Genomic DNA, 11,892 nt, shown 5'->3' on the forward strand with positions numbered 1-11,892 from the left:
CCCCCAGCGCAGCTCGGCGTCTAGCGTGACGTGCATGGACGAGCAGCGGGTTGGCGGCGGGGGACCGCCCTGGTGGCGGCACGGGCCGCCGTGGGGTGACTCGGCGCGGTGGCCGTGGCGCTCCACGTTGCTGGTCACCGTGTTCGTGCTGGGCGGCAGCAACTTCGCCTCGCACAGCCAGCCCGACCGTGTCCACCTCGACCTCTACGCGCGCGTGCTGCTCATCGCCGGGTCGGCGCTGCTGCTGTGGCGGCACCGGTACCCCGTGTGGGTGGCCTTCGGCACCGTGTTCGCCACCGTGCTCTACGTCGGCGCCGGATATCCGTACGGCCCGGTCTTCGTGACCGTCGCCCTCGGGTGCTTCAGCGCGGTCGTCGCCGGGCGGCGCTGGGCCGCCTGGAGCGCGCTCGGTGTGCTGTGGGCGGCGCATCTCCTGATCTCGCACTGGCTGTACCGCTGGCTGCCCCCGCAACACGACCACGCGATGCCCTGGAGCGGTGAAGTGGCCGTCGCCACCTGGGTGGTGGCCATCGCCGCGATCTCCGAACTGGCCCGCACCCGCCGCGACCAGTGGACCCGGGAGCGGGCGGAGCGTGCCCAGGCGGCCCGGCGCCGCGCCGACGAGGAGCGGCTGAAGATGGCCCGCGAACTGCACGACGTCCTCGCGCACAGCATCTCCGTCATCAACGTCCAGGCGGGCGTCGGCCTCGCCCTCCTCGACTCCGACCCCGAGCAGGCCCGCACGGCCCTGACCACCATCAAGGCCGCCAGCAAGGAGGCGCTCGGCGAGGTCCGCCAGGTCCTCGACACCCTGCGCGCTCCGGGCGACGCCCCGCGCGCCCCGGCCCCCGGCCTCGACCGGCTGCCCGAACTGGTGCAGCAGGCGGCGAGCGCGGGCCTCACCGTGACGGTCGACGGAACACCGCCCCGCCTCCCGCCCGGCGCCGACCTCGCCGCCTTCCGCGTCGTCCAGGAGGCGCTCACCAATGTCGTACGGCACTCCGGTTCGCGGCACGCGCGCGTGCACATCGGGCACGAAGGCGGTGCGCTACGGCTGCGCATCGACGACGACGGGCCCGCGACCGGCGCGGACGCCGGGGGCAGCGGCAACGGGCTGGCCGGAATGCGGGAACGGGCCGCCGCGCTCGGTGGCACGATCGAGGCGGGCGCCCGCCCGGACGGCGGCTTCCGGGTGCTCGCCGTACTGCCGTTGAAGGTCACGACGAAGGAGGACGACCGGTGATCCGGGTACTGCTCGCCGACGACCAGGCCCTGGTCCGGGCCGGCTTCAAGGCGCTGCTTGACGCGCAGCCGGACATCGAGGTGGCGGGCGAGGCGTCCGACGGGGAGGAGGCCGTGCGCACGGTGGGTGAACTGCGCCCCGACGTCGTCCTGATGGACATCCGCATGCCGCTGCTCGACGGGCTGGCCGCGACCCGCCGGATCACTGGGGACGGCGACCTCAAGGACGTGAAGGTGGTCATGCTGACGACCTTCGAACTCGACGAGTACGTCTTCGAAGCGATCCGCTCCGGCGCCTCCGGCTTCCTGGTCAAGGACACCGAACCGGACGAACTCCTGCGCGCGGTAAGGGCGGTGGTCGAGGGCGACGCGTTGCTGTCGCCGGGCGTGACCCGCCGCTTGATCGCCGAGTTCGCGGCCCGCTCCAAGGAACCCGCGACCGCCGACGCCCTCACCCAACTCACCGAGCGGGAACGGGAGGTGATGGCTCTGGTCGGCATCGGCCTCTCCAACGACGAGATCGCCCGCCGCCTGGTCGTCAGCCCCCTCACCGCGAAGACCCACGTCAGCCGCACGATGGTGAAACTGGGCGCCCGGGACCGGGCCCAACTGGTCGTGCTGGCCTACGAGTCGGGGTTGGTACGCCCGGGCTGGCTGGGCTGACCCGACTCCTGCCGATACCGGTACAGCACGGTCGCCACCCGCACGAGGAACACGACCGGCGCGAGCACGAGCCCGCCGCGCAGCAGCAACGTCTCGACAGCACCCGGCAGTTCGAAGAGCAGCGCGGGCCCGGCAATCACCCCGAACAGCACCGCTGCCACGAACGCCGCGCTGACCAGCGCGTACCCGATCTCCACGGTCATCGCATCCCGCTCGGCCTGCGTACGCCGTCCCCCGTACATAGTCATCCCGAAAGTCTCACACGCGTACGCCCGACGGAGCAATCAACTCCGCCGGGCGTACGCGCTCCAAAGGGGCGCGGGGAACTGCGCGACCAGCCACGACGGACCTGCAGACGACGCACTGCCCGTCCAGCCGATTTCTTAGTCGCGCAGCGCCACCCGCTCCGCCTCCGCCTCCGCCACAGTGGACTTGGCGACGACGATGGACTGTTGGGCACGCCGGGTACGCAACCCCGGCAGCGTGATCAGCAGCCCGGCGAGCGCGATGAACGTCACCACGACCAACCCCGGCCGGTAACTGTCCAGCACTGCCTGCGGGGTGGCCTGCGCGGGCGCGTGCGCGGTGACCACGGCCGTGACGACGGCCAGGAAGATCGCGCCGCCCACCTGCACCGAGGTGTTCAACAGTCCGGAGACCATGCCCTGTTCGTGGTCGTCGACCCCGTTGGTCGCCTGGATGTTGAGCGAGGGGAAGACCAGCGCGAAGGCCGCGCCGATCAGCAGCATCGACGGCAGGATCATCGACGCGTACCCGGGATCGACACTGACCCGCAGGAACAGGGCATAGCCAACGGCCATCAGCGCGAAGCCCACCACGATCAGCCGCTGGGTACCGAACCGGTCGACGATCGCCCCCATCTTCGTCGAGGACGCCGCCACCAGCGCACCGGCCGGCAGGAAGGCGAGCGCCGTTTGCAACGCCGACCAGCCGAGCAGTTGCTGCATGTACAACGTGACCAGGAACTGGAAGCCGACGTACGACCCGAAGAGGGCCATCGCGCCGAGCTGGGCGCGGATCTGGTTGCCGGAGCGCAGCACCCCGAGCCGGATCAACGGCCCCGCGGAGCGTCGCTCGACGTACACGAAGACGGTCAGCATGACGGCAACTGCCAGGAAGGACAGGAGAGTTCGGGCCGAGGCCCAGCCGACTTCCGGTGCCTGTACGACGGTGAAGACCAGCAGGAGCATCGACGCGGTGCCGAGGACCGCGCCCGGGATGTCGTAGCCGTTGTGGTCCTTCTCGCGTTCGCTGCGCGGCAGCAGCTTCAGACCGGCGAGGAGGGCGAGCAGGGCGATCGGCGCGGGGAGCAGCATGGTGAGGCGCCAACTGGCCTCCGTGAGCAGGCCGGAGAGGACCAGGCCCATCGAGAAGCCGGTGGCCGCGCAGGTGGTGTAGATGGACAGGGCGCGGTTGCGCAGCGGGCCCTCGGCGAAGGTCGTCGTGATGATCGACAGGCCGGCCGGTGCGGTGAAGGCCGCGCTGAGGCCCTTGATGAAGCGGCTGGCGATCAGCAGGGGGCCCGAGTCGACCAGGCCGCCGAGCAGCGAGGCGACCGCGAAGACACCCAGGGCGACCAGGAAGACCTGACGCCGGCCGAGCAGGTCGGCGGTCCGGCCGCCGAGGAGGAGCAGGCCGCCGTAGCCCAGGATGTAGCCGCTGACGATCCATTGGAGCGTCGAGGTGGAGAGGTCGAGTTCGGTGCCGATGGAGGGCAGTGCGACGCCGACCATCGACACGTCGAGCGCGTCCAGGAACATCGCGGCGCAGAGCACCAGCAGGGTGCCCCACAGCCGTGGGGTCCAGCGAACCGCCGAGGACGGGGCCGCGGGAGGGGAGAGCGGAGAGGTCATGCCGCAGACAATACATGCGCATGCATTGAATGCGAGCACATTTAATTCCGATGCAACAAACTCGTTTCTCTGCTACGGTGCGCTGTCATGGCGGCGAAGAAGGCCGAGCAGGCGCTCGTGGACCAGTGGCGGGAGATGCTGGCGCTGCACGCCCGCACCCAGTGCGAACTCGACCGTGCTCTGCATCAACACGGCCTGTGCGGCAGCGACTTCGAGGTTCTGGACGTCCTGTCCGCCGAGGCCTGCGCGTTCCGCGTCCAGGAGATCTCCGAGCGGGTCCATCTGAGTCAGAGTGCTCTGTCCCGCCTGATCGCCCGGCTGGAGAAGGACGGTCTGGTCGAGCGGGGCATGTGTGCGGAGGACCGGCGGGGCGTCCGTGTGACCCTCACGGACAAGGGCCGCGCGCTGCACGGTGAGGTACTCCCGTTGCAGCGCGCGGTGTTGACGAAGATGCTGACCGGCTGACGGATCGTCAGCTTCAGGTGACGGCGGACTTCTCCCGCCACAGCGCGGCGACCGACACGTCCCCGGTGACGCTCGGGAACGGCCCCCGGTTCCACAGCGCCCGATACAACTGCCCTGCGGGACCGGCCAGTTCGCAGTCGGCGTCCCCGGTGCCGTCCCGCTCGGCGACGGGCGGTTCCTGGGACAGTCGTACGGTCCACACGGCGTCGTCCGCGTCCGTCGCCCGCACCCTCAGCACCCGGGGCTCCTCGCTGCGGACCCTGCTTCTTTCACGGCGGTGGAAGCCGCGCAGCAACTCGTCGATGCCGTCGGCCGCGAAGTCCGGGGCGATCTCGCCGGCCACCCCGCCGCGCGCCGCCTCGGCGTCCATCCGGTGCACGGTCGTCTCGTGCGCCTGCCGCCGTGCCCAGAACGCGAGCGGTGACGGCGCCGCGAAGAACTGCCAGCACTCCACGTCGGGCGGAGCGGCGGACAGGGTGTCCACGAGGGAGCGGTGCCCCGCCCGGAACCAGGTCACCAACTCGGCGCCGTCCAGGTCCGGGAGGCCACCGTCGGGGTGGTACTCGGTGTGCCCCTCGGCGACGAACGCGGTCGCCCAGCGATGCACCATCCCCGTGTGCCGCAGCAGATCCCGCACCTGCCACCCCGGGCAGGGCGGCACCTCGGCCTCGACGCCCGCCGCCTCGGCGGCCGAGGCCAGCAGGCCACCCTCCTGGTCCAGTGTCCGTACGAACGCATCGATGTCCATGGGGCCGAGTGTGCCGTAGGAAGTGCGGTCGACGGGCGTCGTCGTCCCGGGAGGGCGGCGGGTGTGTCAGCCGGAGGCGAGGGCCCTGCGCAGGACGGTTGTGGCCAACGTGAGGGCGGCCTCGGCGGCGTGCGTCTCGCGCAGGGCGTTCAGCATCACGAAGTCGTGGATGATCCCCTGGAAGCGGACGGCGGTGACGGGGACTCCGGCCTCGCGGAGCTTGTTGGCGTAGGCCTCGCCCTCGTCGCGGAGGACGTCGGCCTCGCCGGTGATGACGAGGGCCGGGGGCAGGCCCGTGAGCTGTTCGGTGGTCGCCCGCAGCGGGGAGGCCGTGATCTGGGCGCGCTCCGCTTCGTCGGTCGTGTACTGGTCCCAGAACCACTGCATGCCGTCGCGGCGCAGGAAGTAGCCGGTGGCGAACTGGTGGTAGGAACCGGTGTCGAAGTTCGCGTCCGTGACCGGGTAGAACAGCACCTGCTGCACGAGGGGAACATCGCCCCGCTCCTTGGCCATCAGGGTCAGCGCGGCGGTCATGTTGCCGCCCACGGAGTCGCCGGCCACCGCGATGCGGGTCGGGTCGAGGTCCTTGCCCGCGCCCTCCTGGACGATCCACCGGGCGACGGCGTAGTTCTGCTCGATGGCGACCGGGTAGCGGGCCTCGGGGGAGAGGTCGTACTCCGGGAAGACCACGGCGGCGTTCGCGCCCACGGCGAGTTCGCGCACCAGGCGGTCGTGGGTGTGGGCGTTGCCGAAGACCCAGCCGGCGCCGTGGATGTAGAGGATCACGGGGAGCGTGCCGGTGACCCCGGCCGGGCGGACGACACGGGCCCTGACCTGCCCGGTCGGGCCGCCGGACACGGTGATCCACTCCTCGTCGACGGCGGGCTTCGCGATCTCCCCGGACTGCACCTCGTCGACCGCCTTGCGGCCCTCCGCCGGGGCGAGGTCGAAGAGGTACGGCGGGTTCGCGGTCGCCTCGGCGAAGGCCTGGGCGGCGGGTTCGAGGACGGGGCGGGATGCGGTGCTGTCGGTCATGGCGATCTCCTCGGATCGGGTGCCGCGACGGGTTCCGGCCGGGTCTCGGCCGGTGGTGCGGGACGAAGATGAGAGTAGCGTGCGATTAAGTCGTGCACAACTAAAGCGTGCTCGATAGAATCGGGTGGACTCGAACGATAAGGTGGTGATTGCCCTGAAGAGCGCCGCAGACGTCGTAGACGCCGGAGCGAGGAGTCGCACCATGAGCCCAGCCGCCGCGGAACCGGCCGAGGGATCGCTGCTCCTCGACGACCAGTTGTGCTTCGTGCTGTACGCGGCGTCCCGTGCGGTGACCGCCCGCTACCGGCCGCTGCTGGAAGAGCTGGGTCTGACCTACCCGCAGTACCTCGTCATGCTCGTCCTCTGGGAGCAGGACTCGATCTCCGTACGGGACCTGGGCGCCGCGCTCCAACTGGAGTCCAGCACTCTCTCCCCGCTCCTGAAGCGGCTGGAGGCGAACGGTCTGCTGCGCCGCGAGCGCCGGCGGGACGACGAACGCTCGGTCGCCATCCGGCTCACCGACACCGGGGAGCGGATGCGTGAGCAGGCCGCCGCCGTGCCCCTCGCCATCGGCGACGCGATGGGCCTGACCCCCGCTCAGGACGCCCTGGCCAAGCAGCTCCTCCGGCTGATCACCGCCAACGTCGCCGCGGGCTGAACCACCCGCCACCTGCGCTTTCCCGCCTCTCGGGGCGGTGTGTCGTCGCCGCTGTTCACCTTAGTTTGCAGGCCCAACGGCATCTCCTGGACCGGGTCCCCGGTATACGGTCCGAAGCGATTTCCCGAAAAGAAATGGCTTACGTCAATGGAGATTAAAGCCGAACAGCCAGGTCAACTTCCGGGCCGCGGGGCGCGATTGACGGAGTCGGCACCGTCACCCCCGCCCTAGCCGCGCACGCAACACCACGCGCAGTTCACACCCGGTCAATCCGCCCCCGTACGACGCGTCGAAGAGGTGCCATGCCGACCCTGGTCTCCGAAGTCTCGCCCCCGGCCCCGCAGCCGGACAGTCCGTCCCGGAACGTCACCGTGACCATCGTGCTGGCCTGCGTGGGAGTCTTCGTCTCCTACCTGCCGGTCGTCGGGGTGTCGGTCGCCCTGCCGGTGATCCAGCAGGCGCTCGACGCGTCCACCACCGGGCTCCAGTGGATCACCGACGCGTTCATCCTGCCGACCGCCGCACTGCTCCTGACCTGCGGTGTCATCGGTGACCTCTACGGCCGCAAGAAGATGTACCTGATCGGCCTGACGCTGTCCTGTCTCGGCTGTCTCGTCGCCCTGACCGGCCACAGCGTCGTCCAGGTCTGCGTCGGCCAGGCGCTCACCGGCGTGGGCACCGCCGCCCTGCTCCCCGCGACCCTCGGTCTGATCAGCCACGTCTGCCCCGACCACCGCAAACGGGGCGCGGCGATAGCCCTGTGGACGGCCGCCCTCGGCCTCGGCCTGACCCTGGGCCCGCTCTTCAACGGCCTGATCGTGGAGCACGCGAGCTGGCGCTGGATCTTCCTGCCGACCCTGGCCATCGGCGCCGTCACGGTCCTGATCGGCGCCTTCGCCCTGACCGACTCCCGCTCGGACCGCGAACGCCACCTCGACATCCCCGGCCAACTCCTCGCCGTCGTCACCATCACCGCCATCGTCTACGGCGTCATCGAGGGCGGCGGCGCCCCGGGCTGGGGCTCGGCCGAGGTCGTCACCGCGTTCGTCGTGGCGGTGCTCGCCCTGCCGGCCTTCGTCCTGGTCGAACTGCGGTCGCGCTGCCCGATGTTGGACATGCGGTTGTTCAAGTCCCGGGCGTTCTCCGGGGCCGCGTTCGTCATGGCGCTCACCCTGTTCGCGCAGGTCGGTCTGGTCTTCTCGCTCAGCGAGTACTTCGGGCTCGTCCACCACGCCTCGACGTGGGACATCGGGCTGCGCCTGATCGCGCTCAACGGCTTCACCGTCGTCCTCGGCCCGGTCGTCGGCCGGCTGATGCACCGGTTCTCGCCCGGCCTCGTGCTGGTGACCGGCCTGCTCGTCGGTGGCATCGGGGCGCTCCTGGTGAACCTCTTCGACGCGACCACCGGTACCGGCGAAGCGGCCCTGGTCATCGCCGTGTTGGGCATCGGCATCGCGCTGGCGATGGCCCCGATCACCACCATCGCCATGAACAGCCTGCCGCGCCGCCTGGGCAGCACCGGCGGTGCCGCCAACAGCGCCCTCCGCCAGATCGGCAGCGCCCTGGGCCCCGCCATCTTCGGCGTCGTCCTCACCCACCGCACCCTGGAGACCCTGCCCGCCCACGTCGCCGCGTCCGGCCTCAACCCGGCCGACCAGGGCCAGGTCATCGGCATGGTCAACGGCGCCGGCATCCAGGCGGGCGCCTTCCTGCACCTGAACACCGGCGAGGCGACGGGCCAGGCGCTGGCCGCCTACGGAGCGAGCTTCACTGACGCGCTGCACACCTGCGCCCTCGTCGGCGGCATCGGCATGCTGGTGGCCGCGGCCGTCGCCCTCTTCACGATCGGCATCCGTGCCCGGGCGCCGCACGGCGAGGGGGAGGCGCCTTCGGCGGTGCATCCAGCCGCCGGGGCGGCGGGTGTTGGTGAGAGCGCCTGAGTAACGGCTGCTGCCTGAGGGGCAGTTGGCCATCGGCCGTAGGGCTCAGATGGCCAACTGCCCTTGCTGTACGTCCCGTTGGTCGACTCCGGCGGCCCACGATCAGATGAGGCCGCCGTCGTTCTCCAATGCGGGCGCGAGCAGATGGCACAGGGAGTCGGCCAGCAGGTACAGCGGGTCGGCGGTCTCCAGCGGCCACTCCACGGCGATCCAGGCGGCGAAGAACGACTCGGTCTGCAGTACGGCCATGAGCGTCCGCTGGCGAGCCTCCGCGGGGTCGACGCCCCGCCACCGCTCCGGGGGAGCGACCAGCATCGCGACATACCGCTCGTGCGCCTCGACGTACTGCACCCGGCCCTCGCCGAGACTGCGAAGCGCCGCCGGGGCCGCTGAGTTGGCGACACGGCGGACCGGCGCCATCTCGCGCCAGCGGGCCGCGGCCTCCTCCAGCCAGGTGCGGACGCCGGCCCGGGTCCAGCGCGGCAGCGCGGCCAGGTCGGCGTACGCCTCGCCCATCACGCCGTAGACACGCTCCACCAGCGCGTCGACGATCTCGGCCTTGCCGGGGAAGTGGGCGTAGACCGTGGCCCGGGTCACCCCCGCCGCCTGGGCGATGTCCTCCATCCGTGCGTCGAGGAACGGCTTCTCCGTGAACACCGCGACGGCCGCGTCGAGCAGTCGGCGGTGTGTGAGGAGCTTCTGTTCCTCGCGCAGGTTCTTGCGGGGCGGCGTCGGCTCCATTCGCCCAGTCTCCGGCATGGGGCGACTGTACGCCGTGTGCGGTGCGACCTGCGGCTCGGCGGTTCCGGCCGGACAACACGTCCAGGAGAAAGGGCTGTGCGCCGACGCGAAAGACGGCTTCGTCCGGCCTTGGCAGAGTCTGGACCGCACCGGCCTTTCCGACGGAGACGCAGTCTCCCGCCCGGTGCTCACGAACGCGAGAGAACGGAACGGACATGCCAGGGACGGACGCGACCACATACGCGATGGGCAACACCTCCGGGGAGGCGGTCCGGCTGGACGTTCAGGACGCGCTGTACGCGGGGTGCACCGAATACCTCTTGAGGGCCGCCGGCCTACGGGAGGGAATGCGCGTCCTGGACGTCGGCTGCGGCACGGGCGGAGTCTCTCTCGCGGCCGCGCGCATCGTCGGCCCGGACGGTCATGTCGTCGGCGTGGACATGAATCCCGAGGTGTTGGAGGTCGCGCGCGGGAACGCCGCCGCGGCCGCCATCGGGAATGTGAGTTTCGAGCGCCATGTGCTGCCCGATGTCGAACTCTCGGAGCCTGTGGACGCGGTGGTGGGCCGACTCATCCTGATGCATCTCGCCGACCCGGCGGCCGTGGTGAAAGAGCTGACCGGGCTGGTACGTCCCGGCGGGATTGTGACGTTCCAGGAGATCAACATCTCACGGGCGCGGGCCATCCCTGACGTGCCGTTGGTGACGCGGTGCCGGGAGTGGATCTGCGCGGGGCAGCGAGAGGCGGGCAGCAACCCCGACATGGGTGAACAACTGGCTCAGGTGCTGCGATCCGCCGGGCTGACCGACCCCGCCGTCGCCGTCGCCGTGCCGACCGGAGACGCGGACTCGACGGCGATGACACTCGTCGCCGAGACCGTGCGCAGTCTCCTGCCGCTGATCGAGCGCAGCGGCGCCGCCGACGGCCAGGAAGTGGACGTCGAGACTCTGCGCGGCCGGCTGTCGGACGCGTGCGCGGAAGTGCAGGCGACGCTCTACCTGTCGGAGCTGGTCGCCGCGTGGGGACGGATGAACTGAGCTGGGAGGAGAGGCAGACCTCTGACCTCGTCTCAGCTCGACTCGGACCAGTCGGCGTACCGGATGCGGCGCAGGTCGAGAACCTCGCCGATGGTGCTCCACTCGTCCTTGCCCAGACGGGCCAGGGGGCGCAGCCGGGTGACCTCGGGATGGCCGTCGTGCAGGACGGTCTCGTCGATCGCGAGGTGGACCACCCGGCCGAAGACCACGGTGGAGTTGCCCAGTCGGAGGGTGCTGTGCAGTTCGCACTCCAGCGCCACGGGGGAGTGGGCGACGCGTGGTGCCTTCACCCGCGTACTGGCCTCGCGCTCCACTCCCACGGCGTCGAACTCGCTGACCCCTTCCGGGAAGTCCGTGGCGGTCCTGTTCACCTCGTCGATGAGCGACTCCGGGGCGAGGTTGACCACGAACTGCCCGGTCGCCTCCACATTGCGCAGCGAGTCCTTACGGCCGACCGAGGTGAACTGCACGATGGGCGGCGCGACCGACGAGACCGTGAAGAAGGAGTGCGGGGCGAGGTTGTCGGTCCCATCGGCCGAGACCGTCGAGACCCAGGCGATGGGGCGTGGAACGACGGTCGAGGTGAGCAGGCGATAGACCGCCATCGGATCCAGCTGGGCCGGGTTGTATTCAGTGCGCATACCAGCGATATATCAGATACCCACGAGGCACCGCGCTGCCGTCCCGGCGGTTCCGGCCGGACAGCACGTCCACGGGAAAGGACCGTGCGCCGACGCGAAAATCGACGGCTGCGACAACGACGCGCAGGAGGCCGATGAAAGGCCTCCATCGCAGGTGGCGAGCGGAGTCGGTACGCGGGCCGCGCGTCTGGATGACGCGTGGCCGCGTACACCGCCTGGTGGCGAACGGTGGCCTACGACTCTCGGTACCACCGCTCGTTGGCAGTGCCGCCGGCCCAGGGCCAGGCGAGGACGTCGTGGTGCGCGGTCCCGCCGCTGTAGTCCTGGTTCAGGTATTGCCCGCTCTCGGCGTTCTGGAGATAGAACACGGTCCTGGCCGTGTTCGCGTAGAGGTACCACTTCTCGTTGAGCGCCGAGCTGTCACAGGGCCAGGCGAGGACGTCGTGGTGCGCGGTCCCGCCGCTGTAGTCCTGGTTCAGACACTGGCTGCTCTCGTAGTTCTCCAGAATCCACAGAGCGCTGTTGCTGGAATCGCTGGAGAGCCACCACCACTGGTTGTCCGCAGCGCTGTCGCAGGCCCACGCGAGGACGTCGTGGTGCGCGGTTCCGCCGCTGTAGTCCTGGTTCAGGCACTGGCTGCTCGCGGCGTTCTGCCAGTAGTACAGGCCGTCCACCACGTTGGGCGACACGTCGCCGTGCGTGACCAGGGTGAAGCCCGACGGAGTGGACGGGACCGCGCTCGCGCTCGGCGTCGTGAAGACCACCGCCGCGGCGGCCATGGCGGTCGCCATGGCGAAGACTCGCTTGAATACGGACATGGACATGCTCTTCTCCTTCTGTTGAGGAAG

General features: G+C 70.4%; 13 protein-coding genes. 6 read left to right on the plus strand and 7 right to left on the minus strand.

Features of this window, described 5'->3' with window-relative positions; translation table 11 throughout:
- Positions 1-34: 34 nt before the first annotated feature.
- Both OG504_RS45630 and OG504_RS45635 read left to right on the plus strand, forming a co-directional pair.
- Entirely contained in the window at positions 35-1,243 is a 1,209-nt protein-coding gene (locus OG504_RS45630; RefSeq protein ID WP_405995045.1) for a sensor histidine kinase, read from the plus strand.
- Positions 1,240-1,905: a response regulator gene (locus tag OG504_RS45635; RefSeq protein WP_405837399.1), complete on the plus strand. Its 666-nt coding sequence runs from the start codon at positions 1,240-1,242 to the stop codon at positions 1,903-1,905. The genes OG504_RS45630 and OG504_RS45635 overlap by 4 nt, the downstream gene beginning before the upstream one ends.
- Here OG504_RS45635 and OG504_RS45640 read toward each other — a convergent pair.
- Positions 1,866-2,153, minus strand: coding sequence for a DUF6332 family protein (locus OG504_RS45640; RefSeq protein ID WP_405995046.1), 288 nt, complete (start codon positions 2,151-2,153; stop codon positions 1,866-1,868). The genes OG504_RS45635 and OG504_RS45640 overlap by 40 nt on opposite strands.
- A 135-nt stretch (positions 2,154-2,288) precedes the next feature.
- Positions 2,289-3,779, minus strand: a complete 1,491-nt coding sequence (locus OG504_RS45645) for an MFS transporter (protein WP_405995047.1) — start codon at positions 3,777-3,779, stop codon at positions 2,289-2,291.
- Between the two features lie 87 nt (positions 3,780-3,866).
- On the opposite strand from OG504_RS45645, the gene OG504_RS45650 reads away from it, so the two are divergent.
- Positions 3,867-4,244 (plus strand): MarR family winged helix-turn-helix transcriptional regulator, encoded by a 378-nt coding sequence (locus OG504_RS45650; RefSeq protein ID WP_033278418.1) that lies wholly within the window; start codon positions 3,867-3,869, stop codon positions 4,242-4,244.
- A gap of 13 nt (positions 4,245-4,257) precedes the next feature.
- Here the strand turns inward: OG504_RS45650 and OG504_RS45655 are convergent, their stop codons facing one another.
- The gene (locus OG504_RS45655; protein ID WP_405995048.1) at positions 4,258-4,992 is read right to left on the minus strand and encodes a maleylpyruvate isomerase family mycothiol-dependent enzyme; all 735 of its coding nucleotides are present in this window, start codon (positions 4,990-4,992) and stop codon (positions 4,258-4,260) included.
- Positions 4,993-5,058: 66 nt separating this feature from the next.
- Positions 5,059-6,027 carry an alpha/beta hydrolase gene (locus tag OG504_RS45660; protein WP_405995049.1) on the minus strand — a complete coding sequence of 323 codons (969 nt, stop codon included), beginning with the start codon at positions 6,025-6,027 and terminating at the stop codon, positions 5,059-5,061.
- Between the two features lie 202 nt (positions 6,028-6,229).
- On the opposite strand from OG504_RS45660, the gene OG504_RS45665 reads away from it, so the two are divergent.
- Complete coding sequence (locus tag OG504_RS45665; protein ID WP_405995050.1) at positions 6,230-6,685, plus strand: MarR family winged helix-turn-helix transcriptional regulator; 456 nt, start codon at positions 6,230-6,232, stop codon at positions 6,683-6,685.
- A gap of 302 nt (positions 6,686-6,987) precedes the next feature.
- Complete coding sequence (locus OG504_RS45670; protein ID WP_405995051.1) at positions 6,988-8,625, plus strand: MFS transporter; 1,638 nt, start codon at positions 6,988-6,990, stop codon at positions 8,623-8,625.
- Positions 8,626-8,727: 102 nt separating this feature from the next.
- Here the strand turns inward: OG504_RS45670 and OG504_RS45675 are convergent, their stop codons facing one another.
- Positions 8,728-9,384, minus strand: coding sequence for a TetR/AcrR family transcriptional regulator (locus OG504_RS45675; protein WP_405995052.1), 657 nt, complete (start codon positions 9,382-9,384; stop codon positions 8,728-8,730).
- A gap of 197 nt (positions 9,385-9,581) precedes the next feature.
- Here OG504_RS45675 and OG504_RS45680 point away from each other — a divergent pair, with 197 nt between their 5' ends.
- Positions 9,582-10,403, plus strand: coding sequence for a class I SAM-dependent methyltransferase (locus tag OG504_RS45680; RefSeq protein WP_405995053.1), 822 nt, complete (start codon positions 9,582-9,584; stop codon positions 10,401-10,403).
- Positions 10,404-10,435: 32 nt separating this feature from the next.
- Here the strand turns inward: OG504_RS45680 and OG504_RS45685 are convergent, their stop codons facing one another.
- Entirely contained in the window at positions 10,436-11,044 is a 609-nt protein-coding gene (locus OG504_RS45685; protein WP_405995054.1) for a flavin reductase family protein, read from the minus strand.
- 233 nt (positions 11,045-11,277) lie between these two features.
- Positions 11,278-11,868: an RICIN domain-containing protein gene (locus OG504_RS45690; RefSeq protein WP_405995055.1), complete on the minus strand. Its 591-nt coding sequence runs from the start codon at positions 11,866-11,868 to the stop codon at positions 11,278-11,280.
- Positions 11,869-11,892: the final 24 nt, after the last annotated feature.

Origin of the sequence: Streptomyces sp. NBC_00986 (assembly GCF_045162565.1) — a bacterium.
Taxonomy (GTDB): Bacteria; Actinomycetota; Actinomycetes; order Streptomycetales; family Streptomycetaceae; genus Streptomyces.

Bases quoted from the DNA above. Each gene is read 5' to 3' on its own strand.
- OG504_RS45630 (WP_405995045.1), top strand. From the start codon at position 35: ATGGACGAGCAGCGGGTTGGCGGCGGGGGACCGCCCTGGTGGCGGCAC.
- OG504_RS45670 (WP_405995051.1), top strand. From the start codon at position 6,988: ATGCCGACCCTGGTCTCCGAAGTCTCGCCCCCGGCCCCGCAGCCGGAC.
- OG504_RS45645 (WP_405995047.1), bottom strand. From the start codon at position 3,779: ATGACCTCTCCGCTCTCCCCTCCCGCGGCCCCGTCCTCGGCGGTTCGC.
- OG504_RS45680 (WP_405995053.1), top strand. From the start codon at position 9,582: ATGCCAGGGACGGACGCGACCACATACGCGATGGGCAACACCTCCGGG.
- OG504_RS45655 (WP_405995048.1), bottom strand. From the start codon at position 4,992: ATGGACATCGATGCGTTCGTACGGACACTGGACCAGGAGGGTGGCCTG.
- OG504_RS45685 (WP_405995054.1), bottom strand. From the start codon at position 11,044: ATGCGCACTGAATACAACCCGGCCCAGCTGGATCCGATGGCGGTCTAT.
- OG504_RS45675 (WP_405995052.1), bottom strand. From the start codon at position 9,384: ATGCCGGAGACTGGGCGAATGGAGCCGACGCCGCCCCGCAAGAACCTG.
- OG504_RS45660 (WP_405995049.1), bottom strand. From the start codon at position 6,027: ATGACCGACAGCACCGCATCCCGCCCCGTCCTCGAACCCGCCGCCCAG.
- OG504_RS45640 (WP_405995046.1), bottom strand. From the start codon at position 2,153: ATGACTATGTACGGGGGACGGCGTACGCAGGCCGAGCGGGATGCGATG.
- OG504_RS45690 (WP_405995055.1), bottom strand. From the start codon at position 11,868: ATGTCCATGTCCGTATTCAAGCGAGTCTTCGCCATGGCGACCGCCATG.
- OG504_RS45665 (WP_405995050.1), top strand. From the start codon at position 6,230: ATGAGCCCAGCCGCCGCGGAACCGGCCGAGGGATCGCTGCTCCTCGAC.
- OG504_RS45650 (WP_033278418.1), top strand. From the start codon at position 3,867: ATGGCGGCGAAGAAGGCCGAGCAGGCGCTCGTGGACCAGTGGCGGGAG.